The organism is Kocuria sp. CPCC 205263 (genome assembly GCF_040981075.1).
Taxonomy (GTDB): domain Bacteria; phylum Actinomycetota; class Actinomycetes; order Actinomycetales; family Micrococcaceae; genus Kocuria; species Kocuria rosea.
The window spans coordinates 46,254-62,771 of sequence record NZ_JAVKPV010000017.1 but is presented as its reverse complement, the minus strand read 5'-3'; the positions used below and the strand labels follow the sequence as shown (position 1 = coordinate 62,771).

Here is a 16,518-nt window from a genome sequence, read left to right as displayed (position 1 = left end):
AGCCGCGGCAGTCCCAGGGAAACACTCATGTCACCGCCTCGGTGGTCGTCTCCGGCCCGCACGGTGCTCGGCGTGCCGGAATGGTCCGCCCAGTGTAATCAGTCCCCAGCATGCCGAGAACGCCCCGGGCGCCGTACGGCGTCACGCCGGCTCCGGCGGGGCCTGCTCGTCCAGCCGCGCGAGAGCATCCGTCCACCGGGCCTCCCGCTCGGCGGGCGACTGCTCCCACCACGGCGTGCCGCGCTCACCGAGGCCCAGCTTGGCGATCCCCACGCGGTCCCGCACAGCCCGCAGCTCCTCCTCCGTGCCGTCCCGCCGCACCGTGCGGACGGCCGCCCGGGCCCGGCCCAGGTGGGACTTCAGCCGGGCCGCGACGTCCTCGGGCAGCCCGGGGTCCTGGCGGCGCCACCGCCGACCGTCCACCACGATCCACCGGCCGTCCGGCGTGTGCTCCACATCCCGTCGCATCATGGCCCCGATCCTGCCAGGACGGACGCGCCCCGGCACCTACGCTGGAGGGATGAGCAGGCACGCGCAGCACCCGGTCCGCAGCGTCGACGAGCACCGCCGCGCGGTCACGGAGGCCCTGCGTGGCGTCCGCGCCCGGACGGAGACCGTGCCGCTGGCGGCCGCGGCGGGCCGGGTCCTGGCCGAGGACCTCGTGGCGCCCCTGAGCCTGCAGCCCTTCGACAACTCCCAGATGGACGGTTTCGCGATCCGCGCCGCCGACAGCCGGACGGCGCCCGGGGAGGACGGGCGCACCCCGTTCGTCGTCGTCGCCCCCGTGCCCGCCGGCCACGTCCCCGGCCCGCTCGGTCCCGGGGAGGCGGCCCCCGTCATGACCGGCGCGCCCCTGCCGTCCGGTGCGGACGCCGTGGTGCCCGTCGAGGAGTCGCTGCCGGGGGGCTTCCCGGCCCCGGGGACGCGCCTGCGGCTCCCGGCGGGCCAGCCGGCCGGGAGGTTCGTCCGCCGCGCGGGCGAGGACGTCGTCGCCGGGGACACGGCGCTGGTCGCGGGGCAGCGGCTCACCCCCGCCCGGATCGGGCTCGCGGCCGCGCTGGGGTGCGCGGAGCTGACCGTGCGCGCCCGCCCCCGGGCCGTGCTGTACACGACGGGCGACGAGGTCGTGGCGCCCGGCGCCGCACGCGGCCCGGCCCAGATCTTCGACGCGAACGCGGCGATCCTGCGCGCCCAGCTCGCGGAGGCGGGCGTGGAGGTGGTCGGCGCCCACCTGGTCTCCGACGACGCCGGCGCCTTCGCGGCACGCCTGGCGGAGGACACCGCGCGGAGGCCCGACTTCTTCGTCTCCTCCGGCGGGGTCAGCGAGGGCGCCTACGAGGTCGTCCGGCAGGTGCTCGCGCCCCACGGCGAGTTCGTGCACGTCGCCATGCAGCCCGGGGGACCGCAGGGCCTCGCGGCGCCGGGCGGCGTGCCCTTCGTCTGCCTCCCCGGCAACCCCGTCAGCACCCTCGTGTCCTTCGAGATGTTCCTCCGCCCCGCCCTGACCGAGACCGTGGGGGCCCCGGCGCCGCGGGCCCGGCGCACAGGGCCCCTCGCGGAGGCCGTCCGGCCGCTGCCCGGGCGGACCCAGGCGCGCCGAGCCGTCTGGGACGGCACCACGGTGCGGATGGCGGGCGGGCCCGGCTCCCACCTGCTGGCCGCCGCGGCCCGGGCCAACGCCCTCGCACTCGTGCCGGCGGGCGGGGCCGAGCTGCCGGCGGGTACCCCGGTGGAGCTGGTGCTGCTCGACTGATCCGGTGCGCGCCCGGCCCGCGGAACCGCAGGACCGCACCACCGCCGGGACGGCTCCAGCCGGGTCCGGGGCGTCGCGGCGGTGTCCCCGCCGCTCGCTAGACTGGTCCGCGCCCCGCCCGGACGATCGCACAGAACAGGTCCCCATGACGTCCCTGCTCGCCTCGCTGCTCCTCGCCGCCACCGCCGTGATCCAGGCGCTCGGCCGCTACGAGTACCACCAGAACGGCATCACCGTGGTGGGTCAGATGCTCTTCCCGATCTTCTTCGCCGTCCTGGCGATCTTCCTCGCCCGCCGCGGCGAGCGCGGTGCCTTCGGCACCGCGCACCTCGGGCTGCTCGTGCTCGGCGGCGTCCTGTTCGTGCTCACCCTGGTGGGCTGGAACGGCACCGTCCCCCAGCTCTACCCCTCCGTGGGGATCTACTACGCGGCGTTCGCGCTGCTGGCGGTCCAGGCCGCGCTGCGCATCGCGGGGACCCCCCGGCGCCGGCGCGAGGACGCGCCGTCCGAGGGACCCTCCCCGCGGGGCTGAGCCGCTACGGAGTGTTCGCGGCCCCGCCGACGCGCTCGAGCACCAGTCCCGCCAGCTCCTCGGCCCGGGTCTCCGGCAGCCAGTGGCCGGCGTCCAGCTCCACGAACCGGTAGGGGCCCCGCACGTGCTCGGCCGTGAGCTCCGCGGCCCGCCGGCCCAGGGCGGGGTCCCGGGCGCCCCACGCGTACGTGGTCGGCACGTCCACCGGTCCGGTGCGCAGCCGGGACAGCGGCAGGGCGCGGTACCAGTTCAGGGCGCCGGTGAGCGCGCCGGGCTCCCGCATCCGGACCGCGTAGTGGGCGGCCTCCGCGGCGGGCAGACCGGAGCGGCGCAGGAGCTGCTCGAGGCGCGGGGCGAGCAGCGCCTCCGGGACCCGGGGCAGCTGGAAGGCCCCGACGTAGGCCGAGCGCAGCGCCTGCGGCGAGCGGGGCAGGGAGCGCGCGAGCGCCCGGGGGTGCGGGACCGAGGCCACCGTCAGGGACGCCGTCCGCTCCGGCCGGTGGGCCGCGAGGGCCCACGCCACGATCCCGCCCCAGTCGTGGCCGACGACGTGCGCGCGCTCCAGCCCGGCGGCGTCCAGCAGCGCCACGGCGTCCTGGACGAGCAGCTCGAGCCGGTAGGCGCGGCGGCCCGGGGGCCTGGCGCCGGGGGAGTAGCCGCGCTGATCGGGCACCAGCGTGCGCAGGCCGGCGCGCCGCAGCACGGGCGCGACCCCGGACCAGCTCGTGCCGTCCTGCGGGAAGCCGTGCAGCAGCAGGACGGGCTCCCCGTCCGGAGCCCCGTCGTCGCGCACGTCGAGGCGCACGTCGGGGTGCGCGCCGGGTCGGAGGTCGCCGGGAGGGCGGAGGGTCGGTCGGTCCATCCGGCCAGGCTAGCTTCGGCACGGTCCTGGCAGGGACCGCGGCGTCCGGGCGCTCACTCGGCGGGGGAGCGCCGCACCGCCGACAGCGGGGGGCGCCACACCTCCGGGTCCGCGACCGGGAACCGGCGACCGGTCACGAGGGACGGCACGACCCGGACGAAGATGCCCTTGCGCCCCGCCTGCCACGGGAACAGCGGGAGGTCGAGGGTGTCCGCGAGCTCCTGGACCTGCTGGATGCGCTCGGCGCGGCCCTTGACCACCACGCTCCACGCCTTCCCGGCGGGCTCGTCGTACCCGTCGATCTCCACCGCCACGGGGACGCCGGTGAGGGCCCCGGCGACCTTCGTCCCCTCGGCCGAGCGGAGGACGAGGGTCCCGTGGTCCACCACGAAGTTGATCGGGAGGATGTCCGGGTGGTCCTCCACCCACACGGCGAGGCGGCCGACGCCCGCGTCCCGGAGCAGGTCCCAGCAGCTGTTGACCGCCAGCTCCTCGAGGTCGCCGGAGTGCTCGTCCGTCATGCTGTGCTCCTCGGGCTGGGCGGGTGGCGCCACGGCATCGTGGTCGCGTCCCGCCGAGCTGGCACCGAGCCCGGCGAGGGGCTAGGGCATGACGCGACCGGCGCACGGTTCCGGTCCGAGCCGGCGGCGGTCCTGGGGTGGGCCAGAATGGGAGGGACGCACCATCCGGGAGAGCCGAAGGGGACCGAACCGACATGACCGAGCAGCAGCAGAGCCTCACACACGTCCGGGCGGACGGGTCCGCGCACATGGTGGACGTCTCCGACAAGGCCGCGACCACCCGCGAGGCCACCGCGACGGCCACGCTGCGCACCCGCCCCGACGTCGTCGAGCAGGTCTTCGCCGCGGACCTCCCCAAGGGGGACGCCCTGCCGGTGGCCCGGGTGGCCGGCATCATGGCGGCCAAGCGGACCCCGGAGCTCGTCCCGCTGTGCCACCCGCTGCCGATCAGCAAGGTGACCGTGGACTTCGAGCGGCTGGCGGACGGCGTGCGGATCACCGCGACGGTGCGCACGCGCGGGGTGACCGGCGTGGAGATGGAGGCGCTGACCGCGGCCTCGGTGGCCGCCCTGACCCTCTACGACATGATCAAGGCCGTGGACAGGCTCGCCGAGATCGACCGGGTCAGGGTGCTCGCGAAGTCCGGCGGCAAGTCCGGGGACTGGGCGCGGACCGACGGGGACGCCGCATGAGGAGCGCCGCCGTCATCGTCGCCTCCACCCGCGCCGCCGCCGGGGTCTACCAGGACCGGAGCGGGCGGATCGCCGCCGACTGGTTCGGCTCCCACGGCTTCGAGGTCGAAGGTCCGTTCGTGGTGGCCGACGGCGAGGACGTGCGCGCCGAGCTCGAGCGGCTGCTCGTGACCCGGGCCCCCGCGGACCGCCCCCGGGTGGTCGTCACCAGCGGCGGGACCGGCCTCGGCCCGGACGACCTCACCCCCGAGATGACCCGGCCCTTCCTCGACCGCGAGCTGCCCGGCATCATGGAGGCACTGTGGGCGGAGGGCCGGAGGACCACCCCCCTGGCGGTGCTCAGCCGCGGGCACGCCGGGGTCAGCGGCGCCACCTTCGTGGTCAACCTCCCCGGCTCCACCGGCGGGGTCTGGGACGGGCTGAAGGTCCTCGAGCCGATCCTCGACCACGTCTGCGACCAGCTCGAGGGCCACCGCGACCGCGGGCACGACGGCCCCCGCCACGACCCCCGACCGCACGAGGAGACCGACCGATGAGCACACCCGGACCGATCCAGGCGGAGACCGCCGTGGTCGGCGCCTTCGTCACCGAGGAGCCCCTGGACCACGCCCGGGCCGTCCAGGCCGTGCAGGACGAGCGCACCGGCGCCGTGGTCTCCTTCAGCGGTGTCATCCGCGACCACGACGGCGGCCGCCCCGTCACCAGCCTCGACTACACCTGCCACCCCGGCGCGGACCGGGCCGTCCAGGACGTGGCCCGCCGGGTCGCCGAGGAGTTCCCCGGGGTGCGGATCTGGGCCGCCCACCGGGTCGGCCACCTGCGCGTGGGGGATTCCGCCCTGGAGGCCGCCGTGGCCGCCGCCCACCGCAAGCTCGCGTTCGCCGCCTGCGACGCGCTCGTGGACCGGATCAAGACCGAGGTGCCCATCTGGAAGGAGCAGCGGTTCGCGGACGGCTCCACCGAGTGGGTCGGACTGGACGCCTGAGCGCCGTGGACATCTCCCCGCTCGTCGAGCCCGCCGCGGAGCTCACCGACGCCGAGCTGCGCCGCTACGCCCGCCACCTGATCGTCCCCGAGATCGGCGAGGAGGGCCAGCGGCGGCTCAAGAACGCCCGGGTGCTGTGCGTGGGCGCGGGCGGTCTCGGCTCCCCGGCCCTGCTCTACCTCGCCGCCGCGGGCGTCGGGACCCTCGGTGTCGTCGACGACGACGACGTGGACGCCTCCAACCTGCAGCGCCAGGTGATCCACGGCGAGGGGACCCTCGGGGCGCCCAAGACCGCCTCGGCCGCCGCGCGGATCGCCGACCTCAACCCGCTGGTGCGCGTCGTGGAGCACCGCGAGCGGCTCACCGCGGACAGCGCGGAGGAGGTCCTCGCCGGATACGACCTCGTCCTGGACGGCACGGACAACTTCGAGACCCGCTACCTCGTCTCCGACGCGTGCGAGCTGGCCGGTGTCCCGCACGTGTGGGGCTCGATCCTGCGCTTCGACGGCCAGTACTCGGTGTTCTGGGGCGCACACGGGCCCACCTACCGCGACCTCTACCCCGTGCCCCCGGCGCCGGGAACGGTGCCCAGCTGCGCCGAGGCCGGGGTGCTCGGCGTGCTGCCGGGGCTGCTGGGCACCGCCATGGCGGTCGAGGCCGTCAAGCTGGTCACCGGGATCGGCACCACGATGCTCGGCCGGGTCGCCACCTACGACGCCCTCTCGGCGCGCTGGTGGGAGATCCCGCTGGTGCCCACGCCGGGCCGCGCGCCCGTGACCACCCTGGCGGCGGCCGGCGACAACGCCCCCGCCTGCCCGGCGCCCGGCCCGCAGCCGGGAGGCGTCCCCACCGTGACGGCCCCCGAGCTCGCGGAGCTGCTGGCGGCCCGGGAGCGCGGCGCCGCAGACTTCGAGCTCGTCGACGTCCGGGAGCCCTACGAGGCCCGGCTCGCGGCGATCCCGGGCGCACGACTGCTCCCGCTGGACCGGTTCGAGTCCGGGGAGGCCCTCGCCCGGATCGCCCCGGGCCGCCGGGTGCTGCTGCACTGCAAGGCCGGGGCGCGCTCCGAGCGGGCCCTGCACCTCCTGCGCGCCGCGGGCCGCACCGACGTCGCGCACCTCGAGGGCGGGGTGCTGGCGTGGATCGAGCAGGTGGACCCGTCCCAGCAGCCCTACTGACCCGGTCCGCCCGGGCGGCCGCCTCCGTCCACGGCGTCGAGCACCCCGGCTGCCTGCGGCACTGGCAGCGGAGCCGCAGGGCGTCGGCGCGGGGCCGAGCTGAGCGCACGGGCCGGGGCCCGGCTACGCGGGGAGCGGACAGCCCTGGCCAGGGACCGGTCCCGTCTGCCTACGGTGGGGCCGTACTGTTGCCGACGAGAGGAACCACCCGTGTCCGAGAACAGCCTGTCCGCCAGCCGCGTCATCGACGCCCCCGCCGACGCCATCTTCGACGTCCTCAGCCTGCCCTCGCGCCACCGGCAGATCGACGGCTCCGGCACGGTCGTCTCCGGCGACGACCAGCGCATCCAGAAGGTCGGCCAGGTGTTCGTGATGAACATGAACGGCGAGCACATGGGCGGCGACTACGTCATGGAGAACACCGTCTCCGGCTACGACGAGAACAAGCTCCTCGCCTGGAAGCCCAAGCCGCAGGGCGCCGAGCTGGAGGGCTGGGAGTGGATCTGGGAGCTCGAGCCCCAGGGCCCCGGCGCTACGCTGGTCACCGAGACCTACTCGTGGGAGCACGCGACCCCGGACGCCAGGAAGGCCGTGTCCTTCCCGCTCTTCGAGGAGGGCGCCCTGGAGCACTCCCTCGAGCGGCTCGCGGCGGCCGTCTCCGAGAAGTGAGCACCTGAGCCGCCGAGGCGGACAGGAGCCCGGTCACCCGTGGTGACCGGGCTCCTCCGTGCCCGCGGTCACCGCCGGCGGGCGGCGCGGACGGAGGCCGCCGCGGGATCGACCCACAGGATCTCCCACTGGTGGCCGTCGGGGTCCCGGAAGCAGCGCGAGCGCAGGAAGCCGTAGTCCTGGGCGTCGCCCTCGGTCCCGCCGGCGCGGACGGCGCGGTCGACGATGACGTCGATCTCGTCGGGGGAGTCGACGCTGAGCGCGTTGACGACGGAGGCGTCGGCCGGGGTGCCGGGGGTCCCGGGCCCCACCAGGCGCAGGTGGCGGTCCTCGCTCAGGACCATGACGTGCTCGTCCTCGCGGATCTCGACGGTCCCGGCGCCGGTGCCCTCGAACGCGGGGTGCAGGCGCCAGCCGAGACAGGAGTAGAACCGTTTCGATCTCTCCAGGTCCGAGACGGGAAGGGTGATGAAGTCTGTCGGTGCCATGGTGCTCCCCTTCGTGGTGCGGTGGGACCCGCCCTCAGCATGGCCCCGGACCGGCGGGGCCGCAACGGTGTGACGGGATCCTCACCCGCATGTCAGGACGGCATCGGAACGGCATCGGAACGGCATCGGTGCGGGGCCGGAATGGGTGCGGGCGCCCCGGGGTTGGAACGGGCATGCGAGTCATCGGAGTCGAGACGTTCGGAGGGCCCGAGGTCCTCGCCGTCCACGAGGTGCCGGACCCCCACCCCGGCCCCGGAGAGGTGCGGATCCGGGTCAGGGCGGTCGCCGTCAGCCCCACGGACACCCTGCTGCGCGCGGGCGGTCAGCCCGTGGAGCACCTGCGGCCGCCGTACGTGCCGGGGATGGACGCGGCCGGGGTCGTCGACGAGGTGGGGGAGGGCAGCGCCTGGCGCGTGGGGGAGGCGGTCATGGCCATCGCCCTGCCGCGCGGGGAGCACGGGGGCGCCTACGCGGAGCTCCTGGTCGCCCCCGACGACTCGATCGCCCACCTCCCGGCGGACACGGACTTCGCCACGGCCGCCACGCTGCCCATGAACGGGCTCACGGCCCTGCAGGTCCTCGAGGTGCTGGACCTCCAGCCCGAGCAGACCCTGGCCGTCACCGGGGCCGCCGGGACCCTCGGCAACTACGTGGTGGAGCTCGCCAAGCACGAGGGCCTCACCGTGATCGCGGACGCCGCGGAGCACGATCTGGAGCTCGTCGACAGCCTCGGCGCCGACCACGTGGTGGCGCGCGGGGACGACGTCGCCGAGCGGATCCGGGAGTTCTTCCCCGACGGGGTCGACGCCCTCGTGGACGCCGCCGTGCTGAACGAGAAGGCGGCCCCTGCCGTCCGGGACGGCGGAGGGTTCGCAACCGTGCGGCACTGGACGGGGGACCCGGGCCGGGGGATCACCGTGCACCGGATCAGCGTGCCCCAGGAGTACCACTCGGGCGAGAAGCTGGACCGGCTGCGCCGGTACGTGGAGGAGGGGGTGCTCTCCCTGCGCGTGGCCGCCGTCCTGCCCGCCGCGGACGCAGCCGAGGCGCACCGCCGGCTCGAGGCCGGGGGCGTGCGGGGACGGCTCGTCCTCGAGTTCTGACCCGCCCCGGTCCCAGGAGCGGTCCTAGAAGTGGGACCGGTACTGGTGGTCGATGCCGGCCTGGTCCACCTTCCGGTGGAAGCGCATCCCGGCCAGGCCGCCGAGGACCGCCGCGAGCAGCGGGATCAGGACGGCGACCACCAGGGCTATGATGCCGCCCGTGGTCAGGGCGCCCTCGCCGATGGGGATGCGGGGGAAGCTGTTGAGCTCGCGCAGCACGTTGAACTGCTCGCCCGCCACCGCGCCCAGGACCGCCAGGACGATCGCGATGAGGACCGCCCACACCCACACGGCGACCCCCTGCTTGGCGCCGTCGAACCGGGCCATCCGCCCGGCCACGTAGCCTCCGGCGAAGTAGGCGACGAAGAGGACCAGGGCCAGGGCGATGCCGCTGACGAGGCCCACGGTGCCGGCGTCCTGCGCCACCTGCTCCGCGATCTCGCCCGGGTCCGTGCTGGTCGCCACCCCCACGCCCGCGCCGATCGCACCGAGCAGGGCGGTGAGCAGGACGGCGATGCCCGTGGCGGTCATCCAGCCGAAGAACGCGGAGCCGAACTTCACGCCCCCGAACTCCCGCTTCTCCGCGGCGACCACCTCCTGCCGCCGCCCCCGCGGGGTGGAGGCGCCCGGCCGGTCCTTCCCGGGCTCCCGGGGCTCCTCCGGGACGGTCGATCCTGACGGGTCCTGGTGTGCCATGACGCTCTCCTCGTCTCCGACCATCAGCTTGCTTAAGATCTTCCTCTCCTCGGTCGCGGTCCGCAACGGCTCCGGCCGAGGGGTGTGCGCCACGTCACCGCCGGGAATAGGCTGGTGCCCCCGGGCCGTCCCGCACGGCGGTCCGCGCTCTGCACGGAGGGAAGGCCACGACCATGGAGCACACTCCCGACTTCGAGCCCCGCACGGCCGTGGTGACCGGCTCCGACTCCGGCATCGGGCGTGCGACCGCCGTGGCGCTCGCGGCGGCCGGCATGGACGTGGGGATCACCTGGCACCGGGACGAGGAGGGTGCCGAGCGGACGGCGGAGGAGGTCCGGTCCTACGACCGCCGGGCCGTGGTGGCGCGGCTGGACACCACGGAGCTGGAGCGCTGCGGTGCCGTCGTCGACGGCCTCGTGGAGCGGCTGGGCGGCCTGGACGTGTTCGTGCACACCTCGGGCACGGGGGCGAACGTCCCGTTCCTGGAGACGTCCCTGGGCACGTGGCGCAAGGTGCTCGCCACCGATCTCGACGGCGCGTTCGTGTGCCTCCAGGCGGCGGCGCGGCACCTGGTGGCCGCCGGGCGGGGCGGGCGGCTGATCGCCGTCACGAGCGTCCACGAGCACGTGCCCCGGGTCGGCTCGAGCGCCTACGACGCCGCCAAGCACGGCCTCGGCGGACTCGTGAAGACCATCGCGCTCGAGCTGGGGGAGCACGGGATCACCGCGAACTCGGTGGCCCCGGGGGAGGTCGCCACCCCCATGACGGGGCAGGAGGACGAGAACCCGCGGGCCGCCCACCGTCCCGGCGTGCCGCTGGGCCGGCCCGGGGACGCCCGCGAGGTCGCCGCGGTCATCGCGTTCCTCGCGTCCCCGGCCTCCGCCTACGTCACCGGGGCGTCCTGGGTCGTCGACGGCGGCATGGTGCAGATGGGACCGCAGGCGGGCTCGCACCTGACGAGCGACGAGTGGCGGAAGGGGTAGCCGCTCCCGCGCCGCACGCGGCCACGGTCCCTCGGCGGGAGCGGAGCAGTGCCCGCCGGAGGAGTGCTCAGCGGTCGAAGTGGGTGGTGGCCGGGCCCTGTCCGACGGTGGCGACCAGCTCCGCGGCCAGGTCGCGCAACTTGACGTTGCGATGGCTGGAGGCGGACCGGAGGATGTCGAAGGCCTGCTCCTGGGTGCAGCGGTTCTGGCCCATGACGATGCCCACGGCGAGGTCGATGGTGGTGCGCGAGGCCATGGCCGCCTTCAGGTCCGCCTCGGCGTCCCGGTGCTTCTCCATCCGCACGGCCAGGCGCAGCGCGCTGGAGGCGGAGGCCACCTCGCGCTGGATGACCTCGATCGTCGCCCGGTCGAACTTGTGCGGACGGTCGGCGTAGACGTCCAGGGCCGCCGAGGCCTCGCCGGCGAGGTCCAGGGGCACCCCCAGGGCGGAGAGGATGCCGTGGGCGGCGGCGGCCCGGCCGTACTCGGGCCACCGGGGATCGGAACGGGTGTCCGGGACGTGGACCAGCCGGTTCTCGCGGGACGCCGTGAGGCACGGCCCGTCACCGTAGTGGTACTGGATCTCGTCCAGGGCCTCGGCCGCGGGGCTGGAGGAGGCCACGGTGGAGGACCGCTTCGGCCGGAGCAGGGTGACCGCGCACCACACCTCGTCCCCGTCGGTGGACAGGGCCTGGGCGATGCGGCCCGAGAGGGCGTCGAGGAAGGACGCGATGTCCTGGCTCTCGAGCAGCAGCTCGTGCAGGGACGCCCCGGGCGGTCCGCCCGTCTCGTGCTCCGTCATCGTCCTCCTCCGGTGCTCGCGGCAGTCACGCGGTCCCGGTGCCCGGGGTCCGTGCCGTCGCGGTGTCTCCGACGTGTCAGGGTCCATCATGCCGTGTTCCCGGGCCGTCGGCCCCGGCCCCGGGCCGACCGGGACGGGGGATGGGACCGGGCGGGCTTAGAGTGGGGGCCGCAACCTCCGCCTGCGTCCGCTCCGGCACGCACCGACCCGAGAACTGAGGCCCTGGTGAGCGTTCCGTCCGCCGCCGTCGCGTCCCGCACCGGACGCTCGACGGCGCTGACCGGCCTGGTGTGGCTGCTGCTGGCGGGCGTGCTGCTGCGGTCCGTGTGGCTGGTCCTCGACAGCAGCATCGACCTGGACGTCTACCGGCTCGGCGGGATGGCCGTGGTGGACCGGCACGGCTTCGACGACGAGCTCTACGGCCCCGGGCTCAGCCCGGACGGCGACGGTGGGCTGCCGTTCACCTACCCGCCGTTCGCGGCGCTGCTGTTCGTGCCGCTCGCCTTCCTCCCCGAGCGGCTCACCGAGCTCGTCCTGGGTCTCGCCTCGATGGGCGTCGCCGCGGTCCTCTCGGCCGTGCTCCTGCGCCGGGCGGCCGCCCGCGGCCGGCCGCTGCCCCTGCAGGCCCTGCTGGGCCCCGCCACCGCCGTGGCCGCCGGCACCGCCGTGCTGCTGTGGTCGGGGCCGTGGATGCGCAACGTGGGTCTCGGGCAGATCAACGCGCTGCTCATGGCCCTGGTCCTCTACGACCTGCTGCGCACCCGCGACGACACCCTGCTGGGCCGGATCCCGCGCGGGTTCTGGATCGGCCTGGCCGCCGGCATCAAGCTGACCCCCCTCGCGTTCGGGCTGGTGTTCCTGGTCCGCGGACAGCTGCGGCCGATCCTCACGATGGGCCTCACCTTCGCCGCGACCGTGCTGATCGGGTTCCTGGCGCTGCCGCGGGACGCGGTCGTGTTCTGGACCGAGGCCGTGCTCAGCGACGAGCGCGTCGGCGACACCGCGTACGTCGACAACACCTCGCTGCAGGGGGTGCTCCTCCACCTCGGCGTCCCCGGGGAGCCGGAGCCCCTGCTGCGCGGGGTCCTGCTCCTCGCCGCGGTCGTGGGCGTCGCCCTGCTGATCCGGGTCCTCGCCGCCCGGGGGATGATCCTCTCCGTGGTGGCGGTCAACGCCCTCCTCATGCTCTACCTGTCCCCGGTCACCTGGTCCCACCACCACGTGTGGTGGGGGCTCGTGTACACGGCGCTGTGGGTCGAGGCGTGGCCGGCGTTCCTCCGGGACGGTCCGCGCCGGCTCGCCCTGGTGCTGGGCGGGGTCGCCCTGGTGGGCCTGTACGTCGGGCCGATCCGCTGGGACGCGTGGCTGGGGCCGGTGGGGGTCTCCGGGCCGGCGATCGACGCCGTGGCCGCGCTGCCCTATCTCGCCCTGTTCCTGCTCCTGGGCCTGTGGGTGGTCACCGGGCTGCGGGCCGGGACCCGGGAGAACCGCGGGGCCGGTCGTGGCTGAGCCCGGCGGCTGGACCGGCTACGACCGCGGCAGCCGGGGCTACCGCCGGGTGCTGCTGGCGCTGCTGTGCGCCGGCGTGGCGACGTTCGCCCAGCTCTACTCCGTGCAGGGCGTGCTGCCCCTCATGGCCGCGGACCTCGGGATCGACGCCGCGCGGGCCTCCCTGGGCGTCTCCGCCGCGACCTTCGGCCTCGCCGTGGGCGTCCTGCCGTGGTCCGTGGTCTCCGACCGGTGGGGCCGGCTGCGGACCATGGTCATGGCCGTCGTCTCCGCCACGGTCCTGGGGCTCGTCATGCCCCTGGCGCCGAGCTTCGAGGCCGTGGTGGCGCTGCGCTTCGCGGAGGGCATCGCCCTGGGCGGGATCCCCGCCGTGGCCATGGCCTACCTCGCGGAGGAGCTCGACCGCCGGCACGCCGCCGTGGCCGCGGGCACCTACGTGGCGGGCACCAGCCTGGGCGGCCTCGCCGGGCGCATCATCGCCGCACCCGTGGGCGACGCGTTCGGCTGGCGGACCGGCACGATCACCGTGAGCGTGCTCGCCGCGCTCGCCGCCGTGGTCTTCGTCCTGATCGCCCCGCGCCAGCGCGGGTTCGTGCGCCAGACCGTCCGGCTCACCGGGCCGGCCGGGCTGCTCGGGCGGCTGCGGGCGAACCTCGCGGACCGCGGTCTGCTGGTGCTCTACCTGCAGGGCTTCCTGCTCATGGGCGGGTTCGTGGCGATCTACAACTACCTGGGCTTCCACCTCGGCGAGGAGCCGTTCGGGGTGTCCCAGACCGCGGTGAGCCTCCTGTTCCTCGCCTACCTCTCGGGCACCTGGTCCTCCGGGACGGCCGGCCGGATCGCGGCGGCCCACGGGCGCCGGGTGGTCCTCGCGAGCAGCGGGACCGTGATGCTCGCCGGGCTGCTGGCCACGCTGGTCCCGTCGATCCCCGTGATCGTCGTGGGGCTGCTGCTGTTCACCGCGGGCTTCTTCGCCGCGCACGCCGTGGCGTCCGGGTGGGTCCCGGTGCGCTCCCGCACCGGCAAGGCGCAGGCCTCGTCCCTCTACACGCTGTTCTACTACGCGGGCTCGTCCGTGCTGGGCACGGCCGGCGGGGTCTTCTACACGGTCACCGGCTGGGCCGGGGCCGTCGGTTTCGTGGCGGCCCTCGTGGTCCTCGCCGTGCTGCTGGTGCTCCTGGTCCTCCGGGAGCCCGAGCCGGCCTGACCGCTCAGCGCCGGCGGAGCCGGGCTCAGTCCTCGGTGCCGCCCCACCGGAGGGGGAGCACCTCGAAGGAGCTCGCGAGCGGCACCCCGAGCCGCTCGCCCACGGCGGCGGCGTTGCCCCGCAGGAAGGCGTCCGGGTCGAAGTCGGTCCAGCCCAGGCCCTCGAGGTAGGCGCCGTGCGCGCGCAGGGACTCCACGCCGGCGTCGAAGGTCTCCGTGACGTCCGCCGCGTGCCGGGCGGCGGGCGAGGCCGCCGCCCACACCGCCAGCACGTCGGGCCACGGCTCCAGGCCCGCCTCGACCTGCTCCGGGAAGACCCACCGGTTGCCGGCGTCCCGCACGGCGTCCAGGGTGGCCCGGCCCGTGGCGATGTGGTCGGCCTGGTTCAGGTTGGTGGCGCCGTCCCAGGTGTCGCGGAAGTTGTTGGTGATCACCACGTCCGGGCGGTGCCGGCGGACCACCTCCGCGATCCGGCGCCGCAGCGCCACCCCGTACTCGAGCACCCCGTCCGGCAGGTGCAGGAACTCCACCTGCTCCACGCCCACGACCCGGCAGGACTCCCGCTGCTCCGCCTCCCGCAGCGGACCGCACTGCTGCGGCTCGAGGCCGTCGATGCCGGCCTCCCCGCTGGTGACGAGGCAGTACACCACGTCCTTGCCCTGTCCGGTCCAGCGGGCCACGGCCGCGGCGGCGCCGAACTCCATGTCGTCCGGGTGCGCCACCACCACCAGGGCGCGCTGCCAGTTCTCGTCGACGTGCGTGAGCGGGGTCTCGGTCATGGTCCCCATCATGGCCCCGCCGCCGGGGACCGGCAACGGCGGCTCGCCCGGCGTCGACGGTCCGGCAGGGCGCGCCGGCCCCCGGGCGAGCGCTGCGCCGCTCAGCGGCCGGCGGCGGGCACCAGCGGCAGCGCCTCCGTCGGGGCCTCCGCCGGGGACGTCTGCTCCCCGGCCGGGGCCTGCTCCGCCACGCCGTCGGCGCCGTGGTCCCTCTCCGCGTCCGTGCTCTCGTCCGTGGGCCGGGCGCGGTCCCGGACGGCGCCCACGGGCTGCCACAGCGCGTAGCAGAACAGCGCCGCGGCGACCAGCACGATTCCGCTGCGCTTCTGCTCCGCGTCCAGGAGGGTGGCGGCGTAGCCCGCCCAGGGCACGTGGTACTTCACCAGGCCGCGCAACTGGGTGGCGGTGACCGGCTCCGCGTCCGGGGCGGCGTTGGCGTCGCCCTGCGTCGTGAAGCTGCGCCGCCCCTCGTCGTCCACCGCGACGCCCACGATCCGGTGGGTCACGAGCGTCGGGTCGTCCGGACGGGGCATGAACGTCACGACGTCCCCGGTGCTCAGTCCCGCGGCACCGTCCTCGCCCTCGAGCGGGGCGACGACGACCTGGCTGCCGGTCGGGACGGTCGGCTCCATCGAGCCGGAGAGCACCGTCAGGGGCACCCAGCCGAGTGCGAGCGGGACGACGACGACGGCGAGCAGCAGCGCGGCCACCGCGGCCAGGGCGAGCACAAGCAGCGGGTGCAGGGTCTTGCGGAGCACGGTGGTCATGACGGGATTCCTTCACAGTTGATGTTGTGGCTCGCGCCGGCCGTCCTGACCGTCCACGCATAGGCGCTGTCCACGTAGGAGGTGCCTCCGCCGGCGAGCACGGCCCGGACGAGGACGTCGTAATCCTGATTCTTCTCGTGGCCCGCGACACCCCGGAGCTCGTCGGCGGACAACCGGATCTCCCGCGCGGTGCCATCAATCAGCCGCTTCACCGGCGTGGGCGCCACGGTGCTGCCCCTCGGGCGGACCAGGAGGTGCCACTCCGCCACGGCCGGAGCGCCGAGGCCGCCGGTCCAGGACCACTGGAGCTGTGCGGCGCTGTGGTCCGCACCGCAGCGCGCCGCGTCCTGCGCCGTCGGGCGGTCGGGTGCGGTCACGGGGGGCTGCTCCACGGGAGGCGCCTCCACGGTGAACGGCACCGTCCAGGAGCGGGTCGTCGACCAGGTGCCGTCCCCGAGGGTGCTGGCCTCCACCACGGTGACGACCTGCAGCCCCTGCCCGTCGAGCGCACGGAACGCGTCCACGGCGACGGCGCCGGTCGAGACGGTCAGGCACAGCCCGGCAGGCCGGTCGTGCTCCAGGGGCGCCCGCGTCCCGCCGTCGACGCCCACCGGGGCGGATCCGCCGGGTGCTGCGGCGGTCCACTCGGCCGGCGCCGCGCCGTCGTCGCAGGCCGCGCCGGTGCGGTAGGCGAAGCGCATGCCCGCCGGCGCGGCCACGGACCGCCCGGCGGAGTCCACCAGAAAGACCTGCACCGGCCGGTACTGGACGTCGAAGCCGGACGTGCTGGTCAGGGTCGCGGCGCCTTCGGCGCCCTCGACCCCGGCGATCTCGAAGCCGATCCGGCCCGTGGTCATGGTGGGCGCCTCGGCCCGGGCGGTGGCGGACCAGCGGGCGTGGGTCCCGCCGTTCGGGGTCGTGAGCACGATGACGGCCAGCAGGACGAGGACGCCGAGCACGTAGGCCGTGGGGGTGCGGTACTGGCTCATGGGA

20 protein-coding genes are annotated in these 16,518 nt (G+C 75.4%); 11 read left to right on the top strand and 9 right to left on the bottom strand.

Translation table 11 applies throughout. The features are described from left to right. Positions 1-141 precede the first annotated feature (141 nt). Positions 142-471: a biopolymer transporter Tol gene (locus RF647_RS17945; protein ID WP_368812903.1), complete on the bottom strand. Its 330-nt coding sequence runs from the start codon at positions 469-471 to the stop codon at positions 142-144. Between the two features lie 49 nt (positions 472-520). Between RF647_RS17945 and glp the strand changes: the two genes are divergently transcribed. After that, positions 521-1,753 (top strand): gephyrin-like molybdotransferase Glp, encoded by a 1,233-nt coding sequence (gene glp, locus RF647_RS17940; protein ID WP_368812902.1) that lies wholly within the window; start codon positions 521-523, stop codon positions 1,751-1,753. A 145-nt stretch (positions 1,754-1,898) separates the two neighbouring features. Continuing rightward, positions 1,899-2,285, top strand: coding sequence for a hypothetical protein (locus RF647_RS17935; RefSeq protein WP_368812901.1), 387 nt, complete (start codon positions 1,899-1,901; stop codon positions 2,283-2,285). A 4-nt stretch (positions 2,286-2,289) separates the two neighbouring features. Here the strand turns inward: RF647_RS17935 and RF647_RS17930 are convergent, their stop codons facing one another. Then, a complete protein-coding gene (locus tag RF647_RS17930) occupies positions 2,290-3,147 on the bottom strand; it encodes an alpha/beta fold hydrolase (RefSeq protein ID WP_368812900.1) in 858 nt (285 codons plus the stop codon). 53 nt (positions 3,148-3,200) lie between these two features. Continuing rightward, positions 3,201-3,668 (bottom strand): pyridoxamine 5'-phosphate oxidase family protein, encoded by a 468-nt coding sequence (locus tag RF647_RS17925; protein ID WP_368812899.1) that lies wholly within the window; start codon positions 3,666-3,668, stop codon positions 3,201-3,203. Positions 3,669-3,862: 194 nt separating this feature from the next. Between RF647_RS17925 and moaC the strand changes: the two genes are divergently transcribed. The 5 genes from moaC (at position 3,863) to RF647_RS17900 (ending at position 7,192) form a co-directional block, all read left to right on the top strand. Next, positions 3,863-4,360 carry a cyclic pyranopterin monophosphate synthase MoaC gene (gene moaC, locus RF647_RS17920; protein WP_368812898.1) on the top strand — a complete coding sequence of 166 codons (498 nt, stop codon included), beginning with the start codon at positions 3,863-3,865 and terminating at the stop codon, positions 4,358-4,360. After that, on the top strand, positions 4,357-4,896 hold the full coding sequence (locus RF647_RS17915; RefSeq protein ID WP_035925874.1) for a MogA/MoaB family molybdenum cofactor biosynthesis protein: 540 nt from the start codon (positions 4,357-4,359) through the stop codon (positions 4,894-4,896). Before moaC ends, RF647_RS17915 begins: the two co-directional genes overlap by 4 nt. Further along, entirely contained in the window at positions 4,893-5,345 is a 453-nt protein-coding gene (locus RF647_RS17910; protein WP_368812897.1) for a molybdenum cofactor biosynthesis protein MoaE, read from the top strand. The genes RF647_RS17915 and RF647_RS17910 overlap by 4 nt, the downstream gene beginning before the upstream one ends. Positions 5,346-5,350: 5 nt before the next feature. After that, on the top strand, positions 5,351-6,523 hold the full coding sequence (gene moeB / locus RF647_RS17905) for a molybdopterin-synthase adenylyltransferase MoeB (protein ID WP_368812896.1): 1,173 nt from the start codon (positions 5,351-5,353) through the stop codon (positions 6,521-6,523). 210 nt (positions 6,524-6,733) lie between these two features. After that, positions 6,734-7,192 (top strand): SRPBCC family protein, encoded by a 459-nt coding sequence (locus tag RF647_RS17900; RefSeq protein WP_133411381.1) that lies wholly within the window; start codon positions 6,734-6,736, stop codon positions 7,190-7,192. Positions 7,193-7,260: 68 nt separating this feature from the next. Here RF647_RS17900 and RF647_RS17895 read toward each other — a convergent pair whose 3' ends face one another. Beyond that, positions 7,261-7,680 carry a VOC family protein gene (locus tag RF647_RS17895; protein ID WP_035925887.1) on the bottom strand — a complete coding sequence of 140 codons (420 nt, stop codon included), beginning with the start codon at positions 7,678-7,680 and terminating at the stop codon, positions 7,261-7,263. Between the two features lie 173 nt (positions 7,681-7,853). Between RF647_RS17895 and RF647_RS17890 the strand changes: the two genes are divergently transcribed. Next, a complete protein-coding gene (locus tag RF647_RS17890) occupies positions 7,854-8,783 on the top strand; it encodes an NADP-dependent oxidoreductase (RefSeq protein WP_368812895.1) in 930 nt (309 codons plus the stop codon). A 24-nt stretch (positions 8,784-8,807) separates the two neighbouring features. Here the strand turns inward: RF647_RS17890 and RF647_RS17885 are convergent, their stop codons facing one another. Next, on the bottom strand, positions 8,808-9,479 hold the full coding sequence (locus RF647_RS17885; protein ID WP_368812894.1) for a hypothetical protein: 672 nt from the start codon (positions 9,477-9,479) through the stop codon (positions 8,808-8,810). Between the two features lie 173 nt (positions 9,480-9,652). On the opposite strand from RF647_RS17885, the gene RF647_RS17880 reads away from it, so the two are divergent. Then, positions 9,653-10,462: an SDR family oxidoreductase gene (locus RF647_RS17880; protein WP_368812893.1), complete on the top strand. Its 810-nt coding sequence runs from the start codon at positions 9,653-9,655 to the stop codon at positions 10,460-10,462. Between the two features lie 67 nt (positions 10,463-10,529). Here RF647_RS17880 and RF647_RS17875 read toward each other — a convergent pair whose 3' ends face one another. Next, on the bottom strand, positions 10,530-11,264 hold the full coding sequence (locus RF647_RS17875; RefSeq protein ID WP_368812892.1) for a GAF and ANTAR domain-containing protein: 735 nt from the start codon (positions 11,262-11,264) through the stop codon (positions 10,530-10,532). 225 nt (positions 11,265-11,489) lie between these two features. Here RF647_RS17875 and RF647_RS17870 point away from each other — a divergent pair, with 225 nt between their 5' ends. Together RF647_RS17870 and RF647_RS17865 are read left to right on the top strand one after the other, a co-directional pair. Continuing rightward, entirely contained in the window at positions 11,490-12,773 is a 1,284-nt protein-coding gene (locus RF647_RS17870; protein WP_368812891.1) for a glycosyltransferase 87 family protein, read from the top strand. Further along, complete coding sequence (locus RF647_RS17865; RefSeq protein WP_368812890.1) at positions 12,766-13,980, top strand: MFS transporter; 1,215 nt, start codon at positions 12,766-12,768, stop codon at positions 13,978-13,980. The genes RF647_RS17870 and RF647_RS17865 overlap by 8 nt, the downstream gene beginning before the upstream one ends. A 25-nt stretch (positions 13,981-14,005) precedes the next feature. Here the strand turns inward: RF647_RS17865 and RF647_RS17860 are convergent, their stop codons facing one another. From RF647_RS17860 to RF647_RS17850, 3 genes are all read right to left on the bottom strand, one after another. Then, positions 14,006-14,758 (bottom strand): PIG-L deacetylase family protein, encoded by a 753-nt coding sequence (locus RF647_RS17860; protein ID WP_368812889.1) that lies wholly within the window; start codon positions 14,756-14,758, stop codon positions 14,006-14,008. Between the two features lie 101 nt (positions 14,759-14,859). Further along, on the bottom strand, positions 14,860-15,525 hold the full coding sequence (locus tag RF647_RS17855; protein ID WP_368812888.1) for a signal peptidase I: 666 nt from the start codon (positions 15,523-15,525) through the stop codon (positions 14,860-14,862). After that, positions 15,522-16,514, bottom strand: a complete 993-nt coding sequence (locus RF647_RS17850; protein ID WP_368812887.1) for a hypothetical protein — start codon at positions 16,512-16,514, stop codon at positions 15,522-15,524. The genes RF647_RS17855 and RF647_RS17850 overlap by 4 nt, the downstream gene beginning before the upstream one ends. Positions 16,515-16,518: the final 4 nt, after the last annotated feature.